Genomic DNA, 24,811 nt, shown 5'->3' on the forward strand with positions numbered 1-24,811 from the left:
TGTACGCCGAAGAATCGAAGCTACAGGGAGCCGGTCGTGTCCGCAGTCGCACCCGACGGACGCAAGATGCTGCGCCTGGAGGTCCGCAACAGCCAGACCCCCATCGAGCGCAAGCCCGAGTGGATCAAGACCCGGGCGAAAATGGGCCCCGAGTACACGAAGATGCAGAACCTCGTGAAGAGCGAGGGTCTGCACACGGTGTGCCAGGAGGCCGGCTGCCCCAACATCTACGAATGCTGGGAGGACCGCGAGGCCACCTTCCTCATCGGCGGCGACCAGTGCACCCGGCGCTGTGACTTCTGCCAGATCGACACCGGCAAGCCCGAGGCGCTGGACCGCGACGAGCCGCGCCGCGTGGGCGAGTCCGTGGTCACCATGGACCTCAACTACGCCACGATCACCGGCGTCGCCCGCGACGACCTGGAGGACGGCGGCGCCTGGCTGTACGCCGAGACCGTGCGCCAGATCCACGCGCAGACCGCGGACCGCGAGACCGGGCGCACCAAGGTCGAGCTGCTCGCCCCCGACTTCAACGCGGTGCCCGAGCAGCTCGCCGAGGTCTTCGCCTCCCGCCCCGAGGTCTTCGCGCACAACGTCGAGACGGTCCCGCGCATCTTCAAGCGCATCCGCCCCGGCTTCCGCTACGAGCGCTCGCTGAAGGTCATCACCGAGGCGCGCGACTTCGGTCTGGTCACCAAGTCCAACCTGATCCTCGGCATGGGCGAGACCCGCGAGGAGATCAGCGAGGCGCTGCGCCAGTTGCACGAGGCAGGGTGCGAGCTGATCACCATCACCCAGTACCTGCGCCCCTCGCTGCGGCACCACCCGGTGGAGCGCTGGGTCAAGCCGCAGGAGTTCGTGGAGCTGAAGGAGGAGGCCGAGGAGATCGGCTTCTCCGGTGTGATGTCCGGTCCACTGGTCCGCTCGTCGTACCGCGCGGGGCGCCTGTACCAGATGGCGATCGAGAAGCGGGGCGCGTTCGTCGCCAGCCAGGCGGTCTGACGCACGGGTGCTGACGTACGGGTGCTGACGTACCCGTGGTGACGTACCGGTGCTGACGCGCCCGGCGCGCGCCCCGGGCGCCCGAGCGGCGTGAGCAAGCCGTGTGAATTCACGCACAAGTTCCTACTGGCCAGTAATGGCCGAGTCGACGCGGTCCCGGCCGTCCTCGCTGATGAGGGCACCCGCCGGGACCGCGCCGTCGTACCCGGGGTCCGCACCAGGGCTTCACTGGCGTTTGACCGGTCGGTCACGCCCTGGTAACACCAATCAGTGACCCTGGAATCACGCCCCGTACTCCACCCGCTCCGAGGGGGGACCTCGATCATGCAGGCCGCACCCGTCCGCGCCAACGCCATCCCGTCCCTGAGCGGCGCCCTGCGCGCCGTCGAGTCCCTGCTGATGAACGGCGGTCAGCGCACCGCCCGCCGCAACGCCTGGACGTCGGTCCTGGAGGACCGCCGCCGGGCCAAGGACCGCGTCGAGGCCCAGCAGGTCCTCGACCGCGCCGCCGCCCGTCTCTGACCGTTCCCCGCCCGGGTGTGACCCTCCCGACACCGCCGTCGAGAGCGCTCCGGATGCCACGTAGACTTCGTGGCATGGCGAGGAAGGAAACCGCGGCGGACGCCGCGAGCGCAGGGCGACTGAAGCAGATCGCTCTCACGTACAAGATGACCCAGAAGGCCGACAAGACGATCGGCCTGGTACTGGCTGCCGTCGCACTCGGTATCTTCGGTGTCCTCCTCGTGATCGGCTTCCTGGTCGGGCATCCGTACTACTTCGGCTTCGCGGGTCTGCTGATCGGTCTGCTGGCCGCGGCCGTCGTGTTCGGCCGCCGGGCCGAGCGGGCCGCCTTCGGGCAGATGGAGGGCAAGCCGGGCGCCGCCGCGGCGGTGCTGGACAACATCGGCCGGGGCTGGACCACCACCCCCGCGGTCGCGATGAACCGCAGCCAGGACGTCGTGCACCGCGCGGTCGGCAAGGCCGGCATCGTGCTCGTCGCGGAGGGCAACCCGAACCGGGTGAAGAGCCTGCTCGCGGCCGAGAAGAAGAAGATGAACCGCATCGTGGCGGACGTGCCCGTGCACGACCTGATCGTGGGCGGCGGCGAGGGTCAGGTCGACCTGAAGAAGCTGCGCACGACGATGCTGAAGTACCCGCGCGTCCTGACCGGCCCGCAGGTGACCGCCACCAACGACCGGCTGCGCGCGCTCGGCGACCTGATGAGCAACATGCCGCTCCCGAAGGGACCCATGCCGAAGGGGATGCGCCTGCCGAAGGGCGGCAGCCCGAAGTCGCGCTGACGGCTTCCCGTACGCGTACGGGAGTGGGGCCCGGCCGGAGGAAGTTCCTCCCGGCCGGGCCCCACTCTCATGTGTCCCGGGGTGCCGGACAGGCCCTAGATGCGGACCTCGACGGTCTTGGCGAGGCGGTCGTGCAGGCCGCGGCCGTCGCGGTCCCAGACCAGGGCGGGGACGGCGAGGCAGAGCAGGACGGTACGGAGCACGGCGCGCAGCGGGTTGACCACGCCGGTCTCCAGGGACACCACGCGCAGCCCGAAGAGCCGCTTGCCCGGGGTGAAGCCGAGGGTGCCGACCAGGAGCGCGCTCATCGCGAAGAAGACGAGGAGCGCCCAGTTGCTGGTGGCGGGGCTGTTGCCGTGGGTGATCAGGCCGTATGCGATCAAGACGCACAGCCCCCAGTCCACGGCGAGCGCGCCGAGCCGCCTGCCGGGCCGGGCGACGGAGTTCGGACCGCTCTCGGGGAGCCCGAGCTGCTCGCCCCGGTACCCGAAGTCCGCGCCCGCCTCTTCCATGGCCGCGCGGGGCCCGGAGAGCCACGATCCCATTGCTTGCCTGTTGTCCACCCGTCCACGGTACTGTGCCGGGTTTTGATCACTGCCTGGAGGGGGGTTCCGGGGCTACGGTGGAGGGGCGGCCGGTTAACTTCTGCGAAACAAACGAGTCACGCCCGAGAAACCGCGCTTCCCTAGTGTCGGAACCAGCGTGTGCCACCGCACTGGCCGCACGAACCCGATCTACCGCCCCGACCGGACTGGCCGGGAGTAGGAGGAGCTGGATGTTCCAGAACGCCGACGAGGCCAAGAAGTTCATCGCGGACGAGGACGTCAAGTTCGTAGACGTCCGTTTCTGCGACCTGCCGGGCGTCATGCAGCACTTCACGGTGCCCGTCGAGGCGTTCGACCCGGACGAGGAGCTGGCCTTCGACGGCTCGTCGATCCGCGGCTTCCAGGCCATCCACGAGTCCGACATGGCGCTGCGCGCCGACCTGTCGACGTCCCGCGTGGACCCGTTCCGCCGCGACAAGACGCTGAACATCAACTTCTTCATCCACGACCCGATCACGGGCGAGCAGTACTCCCGTGACCCGCGCAACGTGGCGAAGAAGGCGGAGGCGTACCTCGCCTCCACCGGCATCGCGGACACCGCGTACTTCGGTCCCGAGGCGGAGTTCTACGTCTTCGACTCGGTGCGGTTCGCCACCAGCGCGAACGAGGCGTTCTACCACATCGACTCCGAGGCCGGCGCCTGGAACACCGGTGCGGTCGAGAACAACCGCGGCTACAAGGTCCGCTACAAGGGCGGCTACTTCCCGGTGGCCCCGGTGGACCACTTCGCCGACCTGCGCGCGGAGATCTCCCTGGAGCTGGACAAGGCGGGCCTGAAGGTCGAGCGCCAGCACCACGAGGTGGGCACGGCGGGCCAGGCGGAGATCAACTACAAGTTCAACACGCTGCTCGCCGCCGCCGACGACCTCCAGCTCTTCAAGTACATCGTGAAGAACGTCGCCTGGCGCAACGGCAAGACCGCGACCTTCATGCCGAAGCCGATCTTCGGTGACAACGGCTCGGGCATGCACGTCCACCAGTCCCTGTGGTCCGGCGGCGACCCGCTCTTCTACGACGAGGCCGGTTACGCGGGTCTGTCGGACACCGCCCGCTACTACATCGGCGGCATCCTCAAGCACGCCCCGTCGCTGCTTGCGTTCACCAACCCGACGGTGAACTCGTACCACCGCCTGGTGCCGGGCTTCGAGGCGCCGATCAACCTGGTGTACTCGCAGCGCAACCGCTCCGCGGCGATGCGTATCCCGATCACGGGCTCCAACCCGAAGGCCAAGCGCGTCGAGTTCCGCGCGCCCGACTCCTCCGGCAACCCGTACCTCGCCTTCTCCGCCCTGCTCCTCGCGGGCCTGGACGGCATCAAGAACAAGATCGAGCCCGCCGAGCCGATCGACAAGGACCTCTACGAGCTGGCTCCCGAGGAGCACGCCAACGTGGCCCAGGTCCCCACCTCCCTCGGCGCCGTCCTCGACCGCCTCGAGTCCGACCACGACTTCCTCCTCCAGGGCGACGTCTTCACCCCGGACCTCATCGAGACGTGGATCGACTACAAGCGCACGAACGAGATCGCTCCGCTGGCACTGCGCCCGCACCCGCACGAGTTCGAGCTGTACTACGACGTGTAGAAAATAAAGACTCTCGACTCAGTCAGCAGCGAGGGTTGGCCCGCCTTGACCGGTGGACCAACCCTCGCTGCTGTTGCTTTTATGGTTGCCCTAGGACGCTATTACGGCGCCTCTCCACCTGCACCTAGTCGCACTGTCATCACGCCGCCGTTGTCCAAGCCGAAAACGAGATATTCACCGACTTGAACAACGGAGAAAACTTCACGACGGACTGGGATCTCCATCATCTGCCGCAGATCATCGCTGACCCACAGCCGCACCGCCCGCTCGGTCTGACCAGCACTTGCCATACCAGTACGTCCTGCGTACTCCACGGGACTGACCGCACTTACCCAACCACTATGCAGGTCCCGCTCGCCGACCCTTCTACCGTTGGCTGGATCGAAGACCCAGACCGAGCCAGTGCCGACCATATCGTCCTCGCCATCATCCTGATGCCTTACAACGGCCAGCAGAGTTCGGTCATCCCCATATAGAGCGGACATAGATCCGAGAGAGGCATCAGGAACCTCGAAGGAATCCACAATTCCACCGTCGACGGCATCCCAGAGGCTGACGACAGCCCCGTCAAATTCCCCTGGCCAGATACCGAAGTAACCGGTAAGAATAGCAACGATACGACGACCATCGCAATCTAGAGCGCAGAGACCTCGAATGAGTCCTTCCTCAGCGCTGATGCCTCGAAGCACCTTGTCCGCAGAGAGATCCCAGAGAGATACACTATTTACCTTATTTTCTCTACTGCTAAAGGCTAGACATGGCTGTCCATTGATCTCCAATGCGCATAGCGTGTCGATGCCCGGGCCTTCGAGACACCGAATCACACCACCAGTGGTGGAGTCCCAGACCTGAATTGCACCTCCCGCCGTCCCTCTACTGGCGATGGCCAGGCATGCATGACCTGAAATATCTACAGCGCACAGGCTCGTAACCGATGCATGGCGGGAGCTGATCTGGCCGATCACTCTGCCACTGGCCACGTCGTGGACCAGAACCAATCCGGCCCTGCCGCTGCTGGCCACCGCTGTACAGCCGTCGCCCTCCAGCGCCGCGAGGGATCCGATCCAGAGATTGGATTCACCAATTTGGTCTGGATCCACGCAGTTGTTCAAGTCCCAAAGCCGCACCGTGCAGTCCTGGCCCGCACTCGCGATCAGCGCCTCTCCGGCCGACTCCACCGCACATAGGGCACCAGCCCAGCCGTCATGTCCCTCCAGACGGTGAGTCTCCTCGCCTGTCATCGGATCCCAGATCATGACGGTTCCGCTTTCGTCCTCGCCAAAGCCAGCGGCCACAAAATTGCGGTCTTCGATATGAACGTCAACGAGCTCGAAGATGCTCCCCTGTCCGCCTTCGAGTATCTGAACAGCTCGACCAGTCAGACCATCCCACAGGGCAACGACGTGATCGTCTTCATCGGGCTCGCCGGTAGCGAAGAGGAGGCCGGCATCGCATTGCACTGCCGCGAAGCCGTGAGAGCCGGAACTGTCAATAGATATTGCATGGACAGTTTCTCCGGTCATGGGATCCCAGAGCCGCACCTTGGAGCGTCCTCCCGCTTGCCCTGTCAGCAGAGCAAGCAACGGACGCCCCTCTACGTCAACAGCGCACATCCCGTTGATGTCATACTTGCGAGTGCGGAAGGTCCGTACGACCTCTCCGGAAACCGGGTCCCATACCTTCACTCGCATATCGCGTCCGCGACTCGCCAAGAGAGCGCGGCCAGCTACATTGAGAACACATAGTTGGTCAATCGGCGCATGGTGGCCGTCCAATGCACGGACCACCGTGCCCGCCTCAGGTTCCCAAATCCGCAATACGCCATCCAGTCCCGCACCAGCCAGCAACGTGTGGCTACCCATGGTCACAGCGCACAGCGCAGCAATCCAGCCCGGCGTCGTGAAGGTCTGAATTGTGTCACCCGTGTTCGGATCCCAAAGGCGGATCGCGTCATCGGCGGCGCTCGCGAGCAGTCCACGACCACCGGAGTGCAGAAAACAGAGGGCGTGGACTTCTTTCTTATGCCCCTCGAGTACAGCCGTTTCCATCGAGGGAGGAACGGTTGACCACACGGCTTGATATGGCTTGGCAATCAGGGAATCGCGATATGTCGTCCCGAGGCGCTCTTGTACTTCTGTCACACTGAACAGAGCAGCACGCTCCGGTCCTGGCGCATCGAGAGCGCGCGGCGTCTGACGTAGCAACCGGGCGCGTTGGCGGCCGACGTCCGTAGTAGCAAGGCGGGCCTGTGGTACAAGCCTTCTCAGATCGGCGTACAACGGATACTCGTTCTCCGCCAACAACTGGTCGATCACACCTCCTCGACCAGCGTGGACGGCGAGCGAGCGCAGCAGATAGGAGGGGGCCGCAGCCCAACCCGTTTTCGCCCCAGCCGCTATATAGGCACACGCAAGCGCCCGCTCATCACTGACGGGTGAAGCCACATCAGCACGTGCAGTCCGCAGGGAATCGCTCAACGCCTGATGAAAGAGCCGGAAGGTGATGCCATCCACTTCTCCATCTACAGCGGCCTCAACGAGGAAGTTCGCAGCGGACGAGCGGGCAAACGCGAAGAGTTCACTTTCTGCGGGAGCTGAACCGAAAAGAGCGGTCAATGCGGTACGCCACAGGCCAGTGGTCAGTCCAGGCGCCTCCGCGTAGGCAAGCGGTATCAGCAAGTTCTCTGCGGAAAGCGAGCCGACGTCAGGCAGGAGACGCAAATATGCACGCAGTGATGAATCCACCGTGACAGGGAATGACATTCCGCGCGGTTCGACTGCGCACTCGTCATGCATTCCGTGGGCTCGGGCTACCAGTCCGGCGACAAGGTAGTTCCCATCGGCCAGGGTTGCGATGCGTTCTGCAACAGGACGGGCGACCAAAATGTCGGAATAGGGATTGTCGACGCGCTCGTCGCCCTGCAGTCGGAGCGTGGCTAGCGCGTAGGCAGTCAGGTCCGTAACGGAAGTGAAATCCGGTGCATCGAGATTCACGACCCGGGCTGAACGACCGAATACGCTCAGCAGGTCTCCGGCGTCATCTCTGTGCCTGGTACCGACCACCACCCGCACCTGGAGATCTGCGCAAGTCTCCACCAGCGGAACGATGATGTGATTGACAATGATGCGCGCCTCACCAGCGCTGCTGGCTTCGTCCAGGGCGTCCACGATCAGTGTGAAGGGACCACCAAGACGGTTCTCCAGACTCGCACGCAGAGCAGGTAGGAGATCAACTACTTGGTTCGGCAACGGCGCGGAGGCTGCACATGCGATCTCCTGAGCCACCTCCAAAGCTGTCTTTCCCTTGGCGTGCACCGCGCAGGAAATACTCCCCAAAGGCGCCCGCACAGCCGTGTCATCAGGCGGAAGCGCGGCAGCAACCTCCCGATCGGCAGTGGTGATGATGCGCCCCAGGACAGCGGACTTACCGGAGCCCGGGGCTCCCGTGACCACCAGAGCCTGACGGCGTGAGCAGGTACCGGTGATCCATTTAATGATCTCCTGTAGCGCAGCGACACGACCTCGGAAGCGAAAGCCTCGTTCGGCCGCTGTACTCACGCCTCGGGCACGCGGATGCCAGTGCCGGCCTGCCTCGGGGTCCGTATCGAGGGACCAGCCCCACGAGGTCAAGGCTGTCTCATCACTGGCCTCCAGAGACCAGTCGATGAGGCGTTGAAGCTCCTGACCGGGCAGCATCTTGTCGATAGCCCGCATGGTGAGGGCACGAGCGTCACCAGTGGCACTGTGCGCCTGCCCTACCATGCCGACGACCGCCTGGTAGGTCGGTGACCACACAGCCGAACCGCTGTAGCCTCCTTTGACCGGATAGCGGGACGTCAAGGAGTCGAGACGCATCCATCCGTATCCGAGCGCTTCACCCACGTTCCCATTCACGGAATTTCCAAGCACTCCGTCGGGGAATCCGAAGGACCACCAGTCTGCACCGACAAGGTCCTCCGCCAGCGGACTCCGCAACCGCGCAGCCAGACCAGCGGGCACCGAATCGGTCAAATGCAGTACCGCCACATCCTGAATCTCGCGATCGTCACCTGACGGCAGCGTTACTTCGGCTACTCGTATTCGATGACGCACGGCCTCGTCCGCCTTGGGAAAGGCCACCCAGAGCTCTGAATCCTTGCTCCATGCCGACTCCACCACATGAGCACAGGTCAACACGCGCGATTCATCGATCAGGAATCCTGACCCGTGCGGTCTGGTGTCTCGTTCGGTCAAGTGAATGGATGTGACCCAGGTATCACGCCCCGGTCGTCGGCCCGGCGAAACGCTGTTCATGCGGGAGACGCGAGCTCGTCGGCCCCAGGCTGCGGCTCCCATGTAAGGCTGATCTCGAAGTTGGCTTCCGTTGCAGCCTTGGCCACAACCCAGTTCGCGCTGCCATTCACTTTGAGACCGAACTTCACCTGGACCTGGTTTGGGTGCAGCTCCGCAACTCGACGCAGCACCGTGCGTGCGGCATCGACTGCAGGACCAGCAGCGTCGCGTACGCGCCCGGCGATGTCCTCCACTGCCACTGGCTGCCAGTCGCCGGTCGGCTCGATCTCAAACCGGACCACCGTCTCATCGTCCAGCGCGTACGACACGAATTGTGACGCCACCTTGTCCCCCTCGCTTCGCGTTGGGCAAGGATTCTACTGCTGTCACTCACTGCTCCAGGTCCCGTCGCCTCTGCGCCCTGTCTCACGCGTCTGCCCGGCATACGGCTCGTCACCACGTGGCCGACCTGCTCAATCGTCTCTCGTCCGCTCGGACTCGATAACGAGGCTTCCGCGCACTTCCTGCAGAGGTTGCCGTATCTGACAAGGCCACGAGCAGCCGTCACGCACACGCACTCACGCCGGACGATAGAGGCGGACCGAACCTCCATCTCTCCCTCCGGCTACGCATTCCTTGTTCCAGCCTCCATTGCCCAGGACCGAGCTGTTTCGAGCCACTAACGCGGACCGACCCGGTAGAAGCGAACGGAGGCATGGCGGCGGCTGCAGGGCCCAGACGGGATCACAATTCCGGTTGGCTGCGACCCTGTTCGGTGATCCGGACCACTGAGTGCGAGCGAAGCGAGCAGTACAGCGCTTAAGGCTCTGCGGACCGTGGAGCGATCCCCGTACACCCCCGCCAGTACTACGGTTCGAGCTGTCCTACGACATGTGACTGTTGCCTGACAGCGCCATTGGGAGTGCCCCCGGCTCCGTGTACGGAGCCGGGGGCACTCCCCTAGCCGCTCGATGCTTCTCGTCAGACCTCGTACCGGCCGACTTCGAGGAAGTGGCGCAGAGCCGCCGGGGAGCCGTCCTCCAGGGCGGCGGTCGCGGCGGCACGCAGGGCGTCGCTGGTAGTGGGGTCGGCGAGGATCGTGAAGATGGCGACGCGGTCGTCCTCGGCCTGGGCGAGGACGTAACCGGACTCCAGCCAGGCGCGGATCTCGGCGGGGTCGTTGCGGTCGAGCAGCTCGTTGACCTCGCGCTTCACCCGCTTGCCGCTGTCGGGGTCGCCGAGCAGACGGACGAGCGCCACCCGGTCGTCCTCGGCCTGGGCCAGCGGGTAGCCGGTCTCCAGCCAGGCGCGCATCTCGTCCACGGTCCCGCTGTCGAGCAGCGCGTTGGCCTCCTGCTTCACGCGCCTGCCGCTGTCCGGGTCGGCCAGGATGCGCAGGATCGCGATCCGCAGGTCGTCCACGTCCATGTCGTCGTACGGCGACCCGGCGTCGGCGGCGACAGTCACCGCGGGAGCGGTCGCGGGCGCGGAGGCACCGGCCGCGAAGGAGGGCGTCGCGAACAGCAACGCCGGAGCCATCGCCCCGGCAGCCACAGCGAGCGTCACACGGGTCAGCCTCACGGGATCAACCACCTCTAGTCGTAGTCGCGACCTGGTACAGCGGGGTGATGATGCCAGGCGGGGCGGCGAAGATCATTGCCTGAACCATGCAGTCTTCGGGGCATCGCGTTGCCGTTACCGGGCCCGGCAATGACTCTGGGAGGCCGCGACCGCTCAGTCGTCCGACGGCTCCGGTATCCGCCAGGTGATCTGGAACCGCTCGGCGTCGGTACGGCGGTGGGAGCCCACGGGGCTGATCTGCTTGATCAAGTACCCGAAGACCATGTGCTGCGCGTCTTCGGAGACCTCGTCCCAGGTGTCGGGAGTCACGATCATCACCTCACGCATGAGGCTCATGTCCGCCTCGAACTCAAGCATCTCGGCACGTTCGTCCCGGCTCATCGTCTCGTCGGCATGCATCGCTCGAATCGACTCCGCGAGAAGGTTGGGTTCGCGGCTGAGGCGACGACGGATCTCCTGACAGCCGTACCGGAATACCGCGATGGCCTCCATCACTTCCCGGTCGGGGTTCTGGTAGCCGTACGGCGCGCCCGCCTCGGCCCCTACGTAGTCGCCCTTCAGCGTGTGCAGGAGGACACGCAAGGCGTGTTCGGCGCCCTGTTCCTCGATCAACCTCATCATCACGTGGACCCAGTCGTCCTCGGACACCACCGGCTCATGAGGAACCGCGAGCGACGGATCGATCTCGATGGCGGTGAAGGGGTTGACCAGCATCCCCATGACCAGCTCCGGGGTCCACTCGCCATCCTCGCCTCCCCAGCCGCTGTGGAGGATCTCCCGGAACGACTTCAACGAACCGGCTTCACCTTCGCTTATCGCCCGCCACAAGGGGAGGAAGCGGGCCACCTCGGAGTCCGCGTCCCGAGGTGGGCTGCACAACCCGGCCAGAACGACGACGATGTCACGGACCGTTTCCCAACGTGGCACGCGTATCCCGTTGAGGGCGGAGCGCACACTCTCGTGACTGGCATCCGACAGCCGGTCGTCACGGCTGCGGATGAGCGTGCTCACCTTGCGAAAGCTCACGCGCCCCGCCGCGCGGTACAACTCACCAAGAGCATCGACCAATTCCTTGTGCGCGCCGGTCGGCTGGGGCGAGATGGGCACAGCCACGTGTGTTCCTCCTGAACCAGGTGTCAAGTTTCGTCGGCAGCAGAGGGGCCGTGACGGGAGCCGAGTCAGCTTTCGTCAAGTTGACGGCGCCACCCGCCAAACCGTGACTCGCGGTCAACCGGCCAGGTCTGCATGGAGAAGACGCTGTCGGACAGCGCCTTCGTCCAAGGAGTTGCCACACATGCACATCCCTGCGTACGCCTACGCCACCATACGAGCCGCCCTGCCCACCGTGCCCACGTCGCGCCAAGTGGGAGCCCTGGAGTGCTGCCTGTGCTACGAGCCGTTCGGCAAGGACCTCGGTCCCGTGCCCCTCGGCCCGACCCCGACGTCCGGGCTGTTCGGATGTCACCCCTGCCTGAGTCGGTTGATAAGGACTGCGCGCCGCTCTCGCGATGCCCGACTGCTCCGGGACGCCGAGCGGGCCAGAGCCGAAGCAGCCCTGTGGGACGCACAGTGCGAGCGGTACCTGGCCGAGATCGCCAGCGTCCGCGAGGCGGCTGAAGCCGTCACCCGGCTCGCGGAGGAAGGCACTGTGGAACCCCTTCAAGCCGCTTGGCTCCATGTGTCATTGGAGTCGGCGTACGCCTGGGTCGCGGAGGACATCCCCAAGCCTCCGGCGTCCGTCGACGCCGAGGACGACCCCTTGCGCGACGCGGACTTCCGGCTCCATCTGGAGATGATCTCCGCACGAGAGGCGATCGCCGACCGGCTGGCGTATCACCTCATCAACGAGGCCACCCCCGTACAACCGGAACTCTGCGTGGAACTCGATTGTCCCGACGACTGCTCCGGGCGGCACGAGACGGAGCACATCGACTGTGGACCCGACGCTGTCTTCGAGGACCTTGCCAAGCACGGGATCGAGATCGAGCGCCGCGCGGAGGACCGGACCCATGTCAGCCGGACAACGGCAGAGCAGTCGACGCGCACCATCGATGATGAGGACCTGATCGCCGTGCTGACGCACTGTGGCGTGGACGCCGACGACACCGAGCTGCTCGTCAGCGCGGCAGCGGTCGGGCTCGTCGCCGTTGCCTGGCGGGATGGGCCGTTGGAAACGATCCGTGAGGCAGGCAGCGGCCCGAGCGACGGCGAGATGATCGCGCAGAGCGTCGACCTCTATCGCCGGGCTCGGAAAGCGCTGTTCGCCGCTCAAGAGGGCAGCCCCGAGGCATTGCTCGCCTTCCAGGCCGTCGCTTCGGACCTAGTTCTCCCTTGGGCAGGTGGTTCCAGCTTCACTTTGCAGGGCTGCGGGCAGCCCACAGAGGAGTTCGTGCGGAACGTCGACAACCGCGTCTGGTTCACCTCGCAAGTCATGCGCGAACAGGGTTGGCGAGTAGGCGTGTTGCACAGAGCCGCCACTGCCGCGCTGATGGACCCCGACCAGTTCGGTATGCCGGGCTGGAGCGAAGTCGTGGCCTCCGTCATGCAGCGGCTCGCGGAGTTAGACCGGTCGGACGCTCCCGACGCCCTGACCGAACTGCCAGCTGTGGAATCCGCGTTGCGGGAGGCACCGGACCGGCTGGGCGTGGCCGCCCTCGACTGGCTGGCCGACCACTCGCTGCTCGGGTTGTGAGGGCGGGTCGCGCGATGGGGTGGGACGACATCACGCTGGCCATCCTCGCCGCGTTCGGGTGCGTCACCGTGTTGCTGACGCAGATCGACGACGTACTGGGCAGATTGCCGCGGATCATCCGGGCTTGGCGACGGGTGCGCCAGGAGTTGGCGGGTCGTGCGGAGGAAGCCGACGACGGGGACGACCGAAGCTGACGGCAGACTGCACCGCAGAAGTCCAGGCAGGACAGCGCGGAGTAAAGGGGGACATGCATGCGGGTGGGGATCGCAGAAGCTCGGCGGCTGTTCGAAGTCGGCGGGCCGAGGGACTGGCTGGAGTGGGACCAGCGGGTGCGCGTCGAGGGGTGGTATCTGCCGGGTGACTACGGGTCCGGGTTCCGGGTGCTGGCCGCGTTGGAGTCGGGTGAGGCGCTGGGCGACGAAGAGCTCGCGGTCGCGCTCTGTCATCGGTACGGGCGGGTCCGGCGGAGGGCGTTGGAGCGGGTCGTAGGGCGGCCCGCGTTGCTTCCGCTGGTGGTGGTGCGGTGTGGCGACTGGGCCGGGCCGGTGCGGGAGCGGGCGCGGGAGGTGCTCGTGGAGGCGCTGGACGCGGAGGCGGCGGTACGGCTCGCGCCGTTGATCCTGCGGCTGGCCGACCGGCAGCGCGGTGGCTTCGCCCTCGGGTTGCTCGATCGGGTGCTGCGCGGGGAGGGGACGGGGACGCTGCTGGAGTCCGGTGACCGTCCGACGCGCCGGTTCGCGTACCGGCTGGCCATGGAGGAGGGGCTTCTCTCGCCTGCCGGGCTGGCGCGGGCTGCCGCCCACGACGACGACGCCGTCGTACAGGGGCTGTGCGCGGACGCGGCGCTGGCCGCCCCGGCGGACGCGGAGGTGGTGGACGTCCTGCTCGGCGCCCGCACGCCCCGTGTCCGCGCCGCCGGGGTCACCGGGCTGCGGCGGCTGGGTCGCGGGGAGCGGGCCGAGGAGTTCCTCGCGGACCGGTCGGGGCTGGTGCGGGCCTGTGCGCGGTATGTCGTACGGCAGCTCGGGGGCGACCCGCTGTCCTGGTACCGGGCGCGCTGCGCGGAGCCGGCTCCGCCGCCCGGCGCCGTGATCGGGCTCGCGGAGTGCGGGGAGCGGGCGGACGCCGGGCTGTTGTGGCCGCTGCTGGACCATCCGGAGGCGCGGGTACGCGCGCGGGCCGTGGCCGGGCTGCGGGTGCTGGACGTGACGGACGTACCGCGGATGCGGCGGCTCCTGGACGATCCGGCACCCGGCGTGGCCGGCGCGGCCACGCTCGCGCTGCTGCCGTCGGCCGGTGCGCTGCCCGAGGAGTGGCTGCTGGAGCGGCTGGGCGCGGACCGTCCCCGGTGGGAGCGGGTGTCGGCGTGGCGGCTGCTGGAGGCGCACGGTGGGGTGGCCCGGCTGCGGGCGGCGGTGGCACTGCTGGAGGACGGGGACGTACGGCTGCGGGCGCGGGCCGAGCCGGTCGTACGGCGGGGGATCCGGTGGGGGACGTACTGGCCGGGGATGTCCGGCCGGTCGGTGGCGGAGGCAGCCGGGCTGCTGGAGCGGGGGCGGCTGATCCTGGACGCGGCGGCCCGACGGCAGGACACCCCGGCCTGACGGCAGTACGGCCCTCGCCTGACGGCAGCGCGCCCCCGCCCGACGGCTTTGCCCGTTCCGGGTCGTATCGCGGCTCCCCCATGGCCCGCCCCGGGTGCACACTGGACAGCACAGGGCGCTGAGTGCGGGGTGATGCGAGATGCGGAGCCGCTTTCGGAGTGATCGGCGGCTGACCGTGCGGATGACGGTCACGCTGTTTCTGCTCGGGCTGCTGTACGTGGGGTTCGTGGCCGCGCTGATCGTGCTGCTGAAGTCGTGGCTGCTGGTCGTCGTGCTGGTGGGTGCGCTGTTCGTGGCGCAGTTCTGGTTCTCCGACAAGATCGCGATGTTCGCGATGCACGGGAAGGTCGTGGAGCCGGAGGAGTATCCCGAGCTGCACGCGGTGGTGGACCGGCTGTGCGCGATGGCGGACATGCCGAAGCCCGTGGTGGCCGTGTCGTCCATGGACATGCCGAACGCGTTCGCGACCGGGCGGAACCCGGATCACGCGGTGGTCTGTGTGACCACGGGGCTGCTGCGGCGCCTGGAGCCCGCCGAGCTGGAGGGCGTGCTCGCGCACGAGCTGTCGCACGTGGCGCACAAGGACGTCGCCGTGATCACGGTCGCGTCGTTCCTCGGGGTGCTCGCGGGGCTGATCGTACGGTTCGCCTTCTACTCGTCGGTGCTCGGCTCGGGGCGCCGGGACCAGAACACGGCGGCGGTGTTCGCGGCGGTGATCGGGGTCTCGGTCGCGGTGTACGCGATCAGTTTCCTGCTGATCCGCGCGCTGTCGCGCTACCGCGAGCTGGCCGCCGACCGCGCCGCCGCGCAGCTCACCGGGCGCCCCTCGGCGCTGGCGTCGGCGCTCACCAAGGTCTCCGGGGACATCGCCCGTATCCCGACGAAGGATCTGCGGACGGCGCAGGCGTTCAACGCGTTCTACTTCACCCCCGCCACCGGCAAGGAGCCCGGCATCGAGCGGTTCTTCTCGACCCACCCGACGCTGGAGCAGCGGCTGAGCCAGTTGGGCCGGATCTCGGCGGAGCTGGGCGAGGCGGCGACCCCCGAGTCGGCGGGCTGAGCATGGGGCTGCTGGACATTCTCCTGGGACGTACGAAGCCGGTGCCGCCGGATCTGGACCGGCTGTTCGGGCTGCCGTCGGCGGCGGTGACGCTGGAGGTGGTCTCGGGGTTCACCCCGACCGGCACCGGCGCGGTGTGCTTCGCGACGGTCGAGGGCGCGGCCTTCGAGCAGACCCACCGCGAGGTCCAGGCGCTCCTCGACGCGGACACCGAGCGCACCGGACCCCGGGTGGAGCTGGTCCAGGACGCCTTCGGCTACTCCTGGCTGGTCTCCCGCCGCACCCCCGACCAGCTCCCCCAGTTGGTCAACGACCTGCACGCGGTCAACAGCTCCATGGAGCTGAACGGCTTCGGCCCCCAGCTCCTGTGCTCCCTGGTCACCTTCACCCGCGACAACCCCACCGACGACCGCTCCCTCGCCCTCGTCTACCTCTACAAACGCGGCAGCTTCTACCCCCTGTGCACCCACGCCGGGCGCCAGTCCCGCGACAACGCGATGGAACTCCAACTGGCGTCGGCGCTGGAGAACGATCTGCGGATGGAGCCGGACACGTCACGGTGGTTCCCGTTGTGGGACGCGCCGGGGATGCAGGGCTGAGGGGGACGCCGGGTGGCTTCGCACGCGCGGTCCGCGTTCAGCCGGTGTGGTCCGCGAGCGCGTCGATGATCTCGGGCCACAGCTCACGCGGGCGGTCGTGTCCCATGTCGGGTACGAGGAGGAGCCTCGCGCCGGGCACCAGCTCGGCGGTGCGCCGCCCCCCGCTGACGTCGATCAGCGTGTCGTCGAGACCGTGCATCACCAGAGTCGGCACGCGCAGCTCGCGGAGCGCGTCCGCGCGTGAGCCGCTGAGGATCATCGCGCCGAGCTGCCGTCCGGCTCCGGCGGGGTAGTGGGCGCGGTCGTAGCTGCGGGCGGCTAGTTCGCGCAGGGCGGCGGGATCGCCGTAGCGCTTGGACGCCCACACCAGTTCCCGCTCCGCCGCCGCGATGTACTCCTCGCGGTTGCCCGGCTTCGGGCCGAACAGCACCGCCTGGGCCTCGGGGGTCGACCGGCCGTACTCGCTCTCGCCGGTCGAGGACATCATCGACGTCAGCGTCAGCACCCGCTCCGGGCGGGTGAGGGCCATCGTCTGGGCGATCATTCCGCCCATCGACGCTCCGACGACATGCGCGCGTTCGATGCCGAGCACGGTGAGCAGACCGAGACCGTCGTCGGCCATGTCCCGCAGTCGGTAGGGGACCATCGCGAGGGCGGAGGTGAGGTCTCCCGAGCTGACAGCGGTGACGAACTCGCCCATGTCCACGGGGTGTTCGTCGAACTTGGTGGACAGCCCGCTGTCACGGTTGTCGTACCGGATCACATGACGACCACGTCCCGCCAGCGCGCGGCAGAAGTCCTCGTGCCAGGCGATCATCTGGGCGCCGAAGCCCGCCACCAGCAGGACGGGCGGGTCACCGGGATCACCGAAACTGTCGTAGGCGAGGGACACTTCGGGTGACACGGCGGCAATCGGCATACGTGGATCCTGCCAGGTCGGAACGGGCGGACGCACTCCGGTTGTCGGCACGCGGCAGACCGGGGTGTGAGTGAATGGCCCGCATGCGCGAACTCTCCCTTGACCAAGAGGAATTCACCCATGCCTGCGACGGCGAGCGGCTCAGCGTCGTACGTGCCGGGAATCCGCTGGGACGCGCCACCGTCGTCCTGCTGCACGGCGCGGGCACGGGGAGCAAGGACCGCCTCCTGCCTCTGGCCACGGAATTCGCCGCGCAGGGCTGCCACACGCTCGCCTTCGACTTCTCCGGCCACGGCGACAGCACGGGCGCCCTCGCGGAGCTGAGCCTGCGGCGCCGCTGCGAGCAGGCGGTCGCGGTGATCGACGCCCACGCCCCGGCGGACTCACCCCTGATCCTCGTCGGCTTCAGCATGAGCGGCCAGACGGTGGCGGATCTCGTACGGCACTACGGCCCCCGCGTCGCCGCCCTCGCCCTGGGCGCCCCGGCGGTGTACGCCCCGACCGCGTGGGACGTGCCCTTCGGCACGGGAGACGGCCGCTTCACCGAGATCATCCGCACCCCGAACGCCTGGCGCACCTCCCCCGCCCTCGCGGCGCTGCGGTCGTACGAGGGACGCGCGGTCCTGGTGGTCCCGGGCACGGACACGGTGATCCCGGCGGCGGTGACGGAAGCGGTGCAGGACGCGCTGGCGACGGGGGCGCAGTACACACGCCTCGAACTGCCGGATGCTGAGCACAGGTTGGGGCTGTGGTTCCGGGATCACCCGGAGGACTGCGGGGAGTTGGTACGGCTCCTGCTGGGCGGGCTGGATGAGCAGGGCTGGGCGGCGACCCGGGAGTGGGTGAGCGGGCAGCTTCCGGAGGGGCGGGTGGTCGTGGACTCCCGTTGGCTACAGGGCGGTTGGTCCTCCCAGATGCGCGCGCTCGGGCTGGACGACGGTACGGACCTCGTCCTGCGATCCTTCGTGAAGCCCTTCTATCGGCGGCACGCTCCCGCGCTGTTGTCGCGGAAGGCGGCTGTGTTGGAGCTGCTGGCGGACGAGGCGGGTGTCCCGGCGCCGGGTCTGGTCGCCGTCGATGCCGTCGGTCAACACTGCGACCATCCCTCCCTGTTGATGACGAAGCTGCCCGGTCGGCTTCGCGTGGAGGAGCCGGACGCCGCCGTACTGGACCTGCTCGCGGCGCAGTTGGTACGCATCCACGCGGTCGTGCCGGAGCTTCGACCGCGTACCTATGAGGCGTGGACATCGCCTGAGCGGGTGCGGGCGGTGATGTCCGGTGGGGTGTGGGAGCGGGCGGTGGAGGTGATCGAGCGCGAACCGCCGTCGTACCGGGGTCGGTTCCTGCACCGGGACTACCATCCCGGGAACGTGCTGTTCACCGGCGAGGGCCGGGAGTTGCGCGTCGGGGGGGGCGTGGACTGGGTGGAGACCTCCTGGGGACCCGCCGACCTGGACGTGGCCCACTGCTCGACGGCGCTGGCGCTGCTGCACGGCCCGGAACACGGACTGGCCTTCCGGGCACGGTACGAACACCAGGGCGGCCACGGCCTCGCGGACGGCCCGGATCACCTGTACTGGCGCCTGCTCGACGCGCTCGCGTATGTCCCTGATGCGGCGAAACTGGCGGATCTTTGGCGGGCGTTGGGCCGGACGGACCTGACGCCCGAGGTGCTGAGCGGGCGGCTGGAGGCGTACGTGGGCGCGCTGCTGAGCTGAGGGGGCGGGGGCCCGGTGTCGTGTGGCGAGTTCCTCCTTGAGGTGCTCGCCGGTACGACCTCCTCGTTCCACCTCACCGACGTGGACGACATCGTCGCCCCCGAGGACAGGACGCACGCACCTCGTCCCCAACGCGGAGATCCTGAACCGGTGACGGAGGGGTGGCGCAGGGTCCTGGGGGCTCCGACGCCATCCCTCCCCCTCTCCTCGCCTACCGCATCAACGCCCGCACCATCCGGCACGTCGCCGCGGACGGCGGGTGGACGCCGAGCTTCTCGGCCGTGCGGCGGATGGTCGCGTCGCGGGCCTGGGTCGGGCGGTAGATCCCGGAGTCCAGCAGGGCTATGGCCAGACGCATGGCCTTCAGCCGCCGGTTGTGCGTGACGTACCACTCGCGCGGCTGCCCGGCCGGCAGCGGACTCTTCGCCACGGGCACATACGGCGAGTCGAGCGGCACGGCGCGCCTGGCGGTGGACTGGGTGGGCGACGGCTTGTTCTTCACTACAGCGGCAGCGGGCACGGGCATCCTCCTGTCGCGACCGGAGCACCCACCGGAAACCCCGGTACGCGCTCTCGAACACTGCTTCAATTCTACTGCGGGGCACTGACATTCAGAGGTCTCCGAGAGGGGTAAATCCCCAGGTGACAGTAGGAGTTGGCGCGCGGTCACCTCAGCCCCACGTAGCGCCTCAGCAGCACCAGAAATTCGAACACGCACAGGTCGGCCGACCCGCGGTCACGCGCTCGCCCGGACAAGGAGCGTCCCGATGTGCCCGGGATGCGGCGCCTCCAGGACCCGAGCCTCCGCCGTGGCGAATCCGGCCCGGGTGAGCAGGCGTTCCCACACGGCGGGGCGATAGCTGTAGCGGTAGGTGAACATCGCCTTGCCCGCGAAGCCTCCCTTGTACATGCCTTGCGGGCCGTAGGCGCCGGGGATCGCGGGCGGCTGGGAGAAGACGAAGACACCGCCGGGGTTGAGCCGTCGGCGGACTAGGGGGAACAGCCGGGCCGGTTCGGTGAACCAGGCGGCTCCGAAGACGGAGTACACGGCGTCGTACGTCTCCTCGTGCGCGCCCAGATACTCCAGCACCTCTGCGCACACGGACTCCGCACCCGTACCGCCCCACTTGGCGGTCGCCTTCTTCACCATGACGGGCGACAGATCCACGCCCCGGGCGATGACACCGCGCCGAGCCAGGTACGCAAGCGCCCGCCCCGTACCGCAGCCGATCTCCAGCACCGAGCGCGCGTCGCCGAGCAGCTCGATGCCTGGTCCGTGACCGGCGTACTGGGTCCAGCAGAAACCGGGCTCGGCGTCGTCCTTGAAGGCGGAGACGGCGTACGCGTCCCAGAGCTCGGTCTCGGCGGCGATGTCGTGCTGGGCGGGCACGGGGCTCCCTTCGGGCAGGTGGTTCAGTGGCTGTCGGGGACCTTGTTGTCACACGGCGAGCAGTCGGTGCCGTCGATCGCCCACAACTCCTCGTCGACGGCGAAACCGATGGACTTGAGGAAGTCCGCCGTACGCAGACACAGGCCGTCGCGGCGGCGCTCGATGAACGGGGCGTGATGCTTGTAGCGGCCCCCGTTGTACACCTCGCACAGCGCCCACCAGACCGGTGTGTCGAGGATGAGCTGATGGACACCGATGTCGACGAGCTTGCCGACTCCGAGGTGGACGTCCGGGTGTTCCATGCAGCCGATGGTGTACATGACTGCGTTGCCGAGGACGCGTTCGGCCATGTCGCGGACCATCGTGTGGTCGCGCAGCAGCAGGGCCACCTCCCGGTCCCAGAGGGTCATGCCGCTGTCCAACACGTTGATGGTCAGGTGCCGCACGCGTGACTGGACGGCGTTGAGCAGGTCCTTCGGTTCGCGGGTGCGGGGGCCGGTCGCGGGCCGGTCGAACGTGATGGTCAGGGGCTCAACGGTCATGGGTTTACCTGTCCTTTCAAGTGATTGATGCGTGACACGGTGCCGTTCTCGCAGAGGTCATCGCGCTGGTCTCATCACCCGGTGGCGCGGGCACCCGCAGGGCGGGAACTCTTGCCCCAGACCTGTCACCGCCCAGGGTTCCGCACCTTCGATCCCGCGTGTCCCCGAGTCGCTCGTGATGCGGCCCGCGCGGTTGACGGTGTAGACGCGCAGCGTCATCCGGGGCGGGAGACCGTCCTCGTCGCAGGGGGCCCTCAAGGCGCTCATGCGGTGTCGTCCCGCCGTAGCGCCTCCGCCAGCCGCATGGCCACGTCGGCGCGTACGCGCCCCAGTTCGACGAGTCCGAGAGCGGGCGAGGCGGTGTCGGCTCCGAGCGAGGGCAGCACGATGCCTGCCTGGGACAGGGCCGACCTCAGAACCTCGCTGGCCACGTGGGGGTCGGCGTCATGCGCCTGCTGTACTCCAGTCATGAACGCGACGGTAGGGAGCGGCACTTCCGGTGCGCCATGGAAGTTGCTCGAAGTTGCGAAACCCCATCGCCGAGTTGCGTAAGGTTGTCGATTCGGGCGAACCGAACGCGGGGCGCGGGGCGTTGACCTCGTGGAAGCTTGAGGGATCAGTCTCCCGAGGGAAGGACGTGATCATGACCCGACGACTGCGGTTCAACGGAACGGGCAGCGGTGTCAACGGATGCCCGTCCGTCCATGAAGACCTCGATACGGGTGAGGTCATCGTGCACGGTCCCGCTCTCACCGACCCCGACGACATCGCCCAGCTCCGGCACTTGCAGGACGGCGAGGTGCCCGTCGTCGTACCGCGCGAGCTGCTGGTGGACTTCGGCCCCAAGGAGGTCACCCGCGTGCCGAATCTCATCGGCCTGGACGAGTTCGACGGACTCTTCACACGGCTCGAGCACACCGCATGGCGCCTGGAGACACGTCGCCGCTATGCATCGGACGAACTCACCGATACATACGCCCAGTTCACCAGGGGCGAGCCCGTGGACTGGACGGGTGTCGACGCGGAATGGTGCGCCGAGCGCCGTGAGCAGGTCGGGCTCGGCAAGCGGTTCGAGCGGGTCCGTGTCGTCGACAGGCCGCCCACGGCCGGTCAGCTCTATCTGCTCGACAACGCGCGCCGCAACAGCGCCGTCGGCGAGGAGATCCGCAACCTGTGGCGAGACGACGCCGACCGCGCGGGTCTGCCCGCCGAAGACTTCTGGATCTTCGACTCCCGGCTGGTCGCGCTGCTCAACTTCGACGACACCGACAACCTGGTCGGCGTCGAGCTGATCACAGAACCGGCGGCCGTGCTGCGCTACGTCAGAGCACGTGACGCCGCACAGCACTACGCCGTCCCGTACATGGAGTTCGCGGCTCAACTCCCCGCGAAGGCGCACTGAGACAGGAACATCCCCGTGAGCACGGACTACCAGCAGGCGCGAGAGGCGCTCGGGGTGCGATTGCGGGAACTCCGGATCTCCGCACCCGGCGGCCGGCTCAGCGGGGCGGAGCTTGCCGGGCGGTACGGGTGGCACAAGTCCAGGGTCAGCAGGCTGGAGAACGGCAGGCAGACCCCGACCTCCGACGACCTGCGCAAGTGGGCGGAGGCGACCGGGCGCCCCGAGGCGTACGACGAACTGGTGGCGCGGCTGAGGGGCTTCGAGTCTCATATCCGTTCGTGGCGGCGGCAGTTGGCGGCAGGACACAAGGCCGTGCAGGACACCCACCTCACCGCTCACGCCGACGCCTCCGTGTTCCGGGGCTGGGAGTCCGCCATGGTCTTCGGGATCCTCCAGACACCGGACTACGCCCGCTCCGTCTTCACGCGGTACGCGGAGTTGCAGCGGTCGCCGCGCGACACCGAGGAGGCGGTGCGGTCCCGTATGAAACGGCAGGAGGCGCTGTACGACTCCTCGAAGCGCTTCCACCTTCTCCTGTGGGAAGCCGCCCTGCACGCCTTGATCTGCCCGCCGCCGGTCCTCGCCGCCCAGCTCGACCGGCTGACGGGGATCATCGGCCTGGACACGGTGGAGTTGGGCATCGTCCCGCTGTCCGCTCCCCTCAAGATCCCTCCGGCCACCGCCTTCTGGGTCTACGACGACCGTCAGGTGATCGTCGAGAACTGGCACGCGGAGTTCTGGATCGACGACGCCGACAGCGTGGACACCTACCTGCGGACCTGGAGCACGCTCCGGGAGTCCGCCGTGTACGGCACGGCCGCGCAGAGCCTCGTCAGCGCGGCCCGGCAGCGGCTGAACGCGCGCTGAAGAAGCCGGGGGCGCCCGCGTACCGTTCCCCCATGGAGATCTGGATCAACCCGAGCTGTTCCAAGTGCCGTAGCGCCCTCGGCGTGCTGGATACCGAGAAGGCGGGGTACACCGTGCGGCGGTATCTGGAGGACGCGCCCAGTGAGGAGGAGATTCGGGAGGTGTTGGGGCGGCTGGGGCTGGAGCCGTGGGACATCACTCGGACTCAGGAGGCGGAGGCGAAGGAACTCGGGGTCGGGGAGTGGGCGCGGGACGCGGGGGCGCGGGAGCGGTGGGTGGCGGCGCTCGCGGCGCATCCCCGGTTGATTCAGCGGCCGATCATCACGGCAGACGACGGGACGGCGGTGGTGGGGCGGACCGAGGAGGCGGTGCGGGAGGCGGTGCGGCGGAGCGCGGAGTCACAAGGCACCCGGTGACAGTCTCAACTCAGGTGTGACACAGGTTACTTGGACGAGATCGGTAACCGCTGAGTAACGGCGCCCGGTGGCCCGTACATAGCGGCGTACGCTCCCCTACCTCGCAGGAGGCGCGGATGTCGCGCAGGAGACTCGACACCAAGAAGAAGATCGCGCTGCTGGTCAGCGCGGCGGCGGTGGCGGGTGGTGGTGCCTTCGCGCTGGCCACCACCTCCAACGCCGCGCAGGCGCCGAAGGACGCCAAGACGCTGTCGTCGGCGGCGGATTCGACCGTCTGCCAGGGCTTCGCCACGGCGCTCGGCAACAACCAGAAGTTCATCGCCGACCAGAAGGCGAACCCGGACGCGCAGTCCAACGCCCGGATCGCCAACCGTGAGGCGGTCATCGAGCAGATCAAGGTCCAGCAGAAGGCTGCCGGATGCACCGTTGGGGAGTCGGCTCAGGGCTCCCAGGCGGCGCAGGGCAACCAGCAGGGCCAGGGCAACGCTCAGCAGGGCAACCAGCAGGCCGGTGGGGCGGCGCAGCAGAGCGCCCCGCCCGCGCAGAACGGCGGCGGCAACAACAACGCCGGTGGCGCGGCCTCCGGACAGCAGGTCTGCAACGGCTCCACCGTCACGCTCTCGGGTGAGGGCGGCGCCCCGGCCGCGTCCAGCAACCAGTTCCCGGCGGGTACGACCCTCAAGGTCACCAACCTGGACAACAACAAGTCGACCACCGTCAAGGTCACCTCGGTGTCCGGCAGTTGCGTCCTGCTCAACAACGAGGCGTTCGAACAGGTCCGGGAGCCGGGCAAGTTCCTCATCCGCCGCGCCGTGATCGAGAAGGTGGGATAAGGGTCGGCCGACCGACAGGAACGCGGTGAGGCGGCGCGCCGCCTCGGCCGGTCCCGCGTGCGGCAGCGCGTGGTGGGAGACGTCCGCCAGTACGGCCGTCTCCATCCGCGGCAGCACCGCACCGGTCCGCGCGAGCACTCGCGCCGCGTCATGGGTCCTGCTGTTCGCGGCCACGAGCAGCAGGACCGGCTTGTCCAGGGACCGCAGTTGGGCCGTCGTCGAACGCGGTTCCGTCGGCGACCGCGCGGCATCGGCAGGGCGTGGAGCGGGTACGCCGCCTTGTACCCGGCGAAACACTGGGTCGGGTCCAGGAGGAACAGGCGGCGCACCCGCTCCGGCCCGCGCAGGGCGTGACCGAGGTCGCTCCGCCGCCCGGGAACAGGAGCAACGGGAGTGCCGTCAGTGCCTCGCGGCCCGCGGGCCACTTCG

The 24,811-nt window shown here is 67.9% G+C and carries 24 protein-coding genes and 1 pseudogene; 14 read left to right on the forward strand and 11 right to left on the reverse strand.

Translation table 11 applies throughout. From position 1 onward, the window contains the following. Window positions 1–36: 36 nt before the first annotated feature. The 3 genes from lipA to IF655_RS08570 all read left to right on the forward strand — a co-directional run bounded on the left by lipA (window position 37) and on the right by IF655_RS08570 (window position 2,303). Window positions 37–1,002 (forward strand): lipoyl synthase, encoded by a 966-nt coding sequence (lipA, locus tag IF655_RS08560; RefSeq protein ID WP_199583504.1) that lies wholly within the window; start codon window positions 37–39, stop codon window positions 1,000–1,002. Window positions 1,003–1,326: 324 nt separating this feature from the next. Beyond that, a complete protein-coding gene (locus IF655_RS08565) occupies window positions 1,327–1,524 on the forward strand; it encodes a hypothetical protein (protein WP_161179873.1) in 198 nt (65 codons plus the stop codon). A 74-nt stretch (window positions 1,525–1,598) separates the two neighbouring features. Beyond that, a complete protein-coding gene (locus tag IF655_RS08570; protein ID WP_199583505.1) occupies window positions 1,599–2,303 on the forward strand; it encodes a DUF4191 domain-containing protein in 705 nt (234 codons plus the stop codon). Window positions 2,304–2,398: 95 nt separating this feature from the next. Here IF655_RS08570 and IF655_RS08575 read toward each other — a convergent pair whose 3' ends face one another. Further along, window positions 2,399–2,866, reverse strand: a complete 468-nt coding sequence (locus IF655_RS08575) for an RDD family protein (RefSeq protein WP_199583506.1) — start codon at window positions 2,864–2,866, stop codon at window positions 2,399–2,401. A gap of 212 nt (window positions 2,867–3,078) precedes the next feature. Between IF655_RS08575 and glnA the strand changes: the two genes are divergently transcribed. Then, the gene (gene glnA, locus IF655_RS08580) at window positions 3,079–4,488 is read left to right on the forward strand and encodes a type I glutamate--ammonia ligase (protein WP_199583507.1); all 1,410 of its coding nucleotides are present in this window, start codon (window positions 3,079–3,081) and stop codon (window positions 4,486–4,488) included. Between the two features lie 101 nt (window positions 4,489–4,589). On the opposite strand, the gene IF655_RS08585 is transcribed toward glnA, so the two are convergent. The 4 genes from IF655_RS08585 to IF655_RS08600 form a co-directional block, all read right to left on the reverse strand. Continuing rightward, the gene (locus IF655_RS08585; RefSeq protein ID WP_199583508.1) at window positions 4,590–8,720 is read right to left on the reverse strand and encodes a trypsin-like peptidase domain-containing protein; all 4,131 of its coding nucleotides are present in this window, start codon (window positions 8,718–8,720) and stop codon (window positions 4,590–4,592) included. 56 nt (window positions 8,721–8,776) lie between these two features. Then, window positions 8,777–9,088, reverse strand: coding sequence for a CU044_2847 family protein (locus IF655_RS08590; RefSeq protein ID WP_307814889.1), 312 nt, complete (start codon window positions 9,086–9,088; stop codon window positions 8,777–8,779). Window positions 9,089–9,740: 652 nt separating this feature from the next. Further along, complete coding sequence (locus tag IF655_RS08595; RefSeq protein WP_199583510.1) at window positions 9,741–10,340, reverse strand: ALF repeat-containing protein; 600 nt, start codon at window positions 10,338–10,340, stop codon at window positions 9,741–9,743. Between the two features lie 153 nt (window positions 10,341–10,493). Next, window positions 10,494–11,453 carry a hypothetical protein gene (locus IF655_RS08600; RefSeq protein ID WP_199583511.1) on the reverse strand — a complete coding sequence of 320 codons (960 nt, stop codon included), beginning with the start codon at window positions 11,451–11,453 and terminating at the stop codon, window positions 10,494–10,496. A gap of 181 nt (window positions 11,454–11,634) precedes the next feature. Here IF655_RS08600 and IF655_RS08605 point away from each other — a divergent pair, with 181 nt between their 5' ends. From IF655_RS08605 to IF655_RS08625, 5 genes are all read left to right on the forward strand, one after another. Further along, complete coding sequence (locus tag IF655_RS08605) at window positions 11,635–13,032, forward strand: hypothetical protein (RefSeq protein ID WP_199583512.1); 1,398 nt, start codon at window positions 11,635–11,637, stop codon at window positions 13,030–13,032. A gap of 14 nt (window positions 13,033–13,046) precedes the next feature. After that, entirely contained in the window at window positions 13,047–13,226 is a 180-nt protein-coding gene (locus IF655_RS08610) for a hypothetical protein (RefSeq protein WP_199583513.1), read from the forward strand. A 57-nt stretch (window positions 13,227–13,283) separates the two neighbouring features. Continuing rightward, window positions 13,284–14,636 (forward strand): hypothetical protein, encoded by a 1,353-nt coding sequence (locus IF655_RS08615; protein ID WP_199583514.1) that lies wholly within the window; start codon window positions 13,284–13,286, stop codon window positions 14,634–14,636. A gap of 139 nt (window positions 14,637–14,775) precedes the next feature. After that, window positions 14,776–15,696, forward strand: a complete 921-nt coding sequence (gene htpX / locus IF655_RS08620) for a zinc metalloprotease HtpX (protein ID WP_199583515.1) — start codon at window positions 14,776–14,778, stop codon at window positions 15,694–15,696. Between the two features lie 2 nt (window positions 15,697–15,698). After that, window positions 15,699–16,295, forward strand: a complete 597-nt coding sequence (locus IF655_RS08625; RefSeq protein ID WP_199583516.1) for a hypothetical protein — start codon at window positions 15,699–15,701, stop codon at window positions 16,293–16,295. A 37-nt stretch (window positions 16,296–16,332) separates the two neighbouring features. Here IF655_RS08625 and IF655_RS08630 read toward each other — a convergent pair whose 3' ends face one another. After that, window positions 16,333–17,214 (reverse strand): alpha/beta fold hydrolase, encoded by an 882-nt coding sequence (locus tag IF655_RS08630; RefSeq protein WP_199583517.1) that lies wholly within the window; start codon window positions 17,212–17,214, stop codon window positions 16,333–16,335. Window positions 17,215–17,297: 83 nt separating this feature from the next. Between IF655_RS08630 and IF655_RS08635 the strand changes: the two genes are divergently transcribed. Then, on the forward strand, window positions 17,298–18,932 hold the full coding sequence (locus IF655_RS08635; protein ID WP_374100223.1) for an alpha/beta fold hydrolase: 1,635 nt from the start codon (window positions 17,298–17,300) through the stop codon (window positions 18,930–18,932). Window positions 18,933–19,143: 211 nt separating this feature from the next. Here IF655_RS08635 and IF655_RS08640 read toward each other — a convergent pair whose 3' ends face one another. The 4 genes from IF655_RS08640 to IF655_RS08655 all read right to left on the reverse strand — a co-directional run bounded on the left by IF655_RS08640 (window position 19,144) and on the right by IF655_RS08655 (window position 21,334). Continuing rightward, window positions 19,144–19,458, reverse strand: coding sequence for a hypothetical protein (locus tag IF655_RS08640; RefSeq protein WP_199583519.1), 315 nt, complete (start codon window positions 19,456–19,458; stop codon window positions 19,144–19,146). Between the two features lie 210 nt (window positions 19,459–19,668). Continuing rightward, on the reverse strand, window positions 19,669–20,322 hold the full coding sequence (locus tag IF655_RS08645) for a bifunctional 2-polyprenyl-6-hydroxyphenol methylase/3-demethylubiquinol 3-O-methyltransferase UbiG (RefSeq protein ID WP_199583520.1): 654 nt from the start codon (window positions 20,320–20,322) through the stop codon (window positions 19,669–19,671). Window positions 20,323–20,345: 23 nt separating this feature from the next. Next, window positions 20,346–20,849, reverse strand: a complete 504-nt coding sequence (locus IF655_RS08650) for a hypothetical protein (protein WP_199583783.1) — start codon at window positions 20,847–20,849, stop codon at window positions 20,346–20,348. A 278-nt stretch (window positions 20,850–21,127) separates the two neighbouring features. Next, entirely contained in the window at window positions 21,128–21,334 is a 207-nt protein-coding gene (locus IF655_RS08655) for a hypothetical protein (RefSeq protein WP_199583521.1), read from the reverse strand. A 173-nt stretch (window positions 21,335–21,507) separates the two neighbouring features. On the opposite strand from IF655_RS08655, the gene IF655_RS08660 reads away from it, so the two are divergent. The 4 genes from IF655_RS08660 (at window position 21,508) to IF655_RS08675 (ending at window position 24,382) form a co-directional block, all read left to right on the forward strand. Further along, complete coding sequence (locus tag IF655_RS08660; protein ID WP_199583522.1) at window positions 21,508–22,266, forward strand: DUF6879 family protein; 759 nt, start codon at window positions 21,508–21,510, stop codon at window positions 22,264–22,266. A 15-nt stretch (window positions 22,267–22,281) separates the two neighbouring features. After that, complete coding sequence (locus IF655_RS08665; protein WP_199583523.1) at window positions 22,282–23,133, forward strand: helix-turn-helix transcriptional regulator; 852 nt, start codon at window positions 22,282–22,284, stop codon at window positions 23,131–23,133. A 32-nt stretch (window positions 23,134–23,165) separates the two neighbouring features. After that, window positions 23,166–23,549: an ArsC/Spx/MgsR family protein gene (locus tag IF655_RS08670; protein WP_199583524.1), complete on the forward strand. Its 384-nt coding sequence runs from the start codon at window positions 23,166–23,168 to the stop codon at window positions 23,547–23,549. A 116-nt stretch (window positions 23,550–23,665) separates the two neighbouring features. Further along, on the forward strand, window positions 23,666–24,382 hold the full coding sequence (locus tag IF655_RS08675) for a hypothetical protein (protein ID WP_199583525.1): 717 nt from the start codon (window positions 23,666–23,668) through the stop codon (window positions 24,380–24,382). A gap of 12 nt (window positions 24,383–24,394) precedes the next feature. Here IF655_RS08675 and IF655_RS31755 read toward each other — a convergent pair. Next, window positions 24,395–24,741: pseudogene (locus IF655_RS31755) on the reverse strand (alpha/beta fold hydrolase); the annotation flags it as partial. Window positions 24,742–24,811: the final 70 nt, after the last annotated feature.

Source organism: Streptomyces sp. DSM 110735, from assembly GCF_016482685.1.
GTDB lineage: Bacteria > Actinomycetota > Actinomycetes > Streptomycetales > Streptomycetaceae > Streptomyces.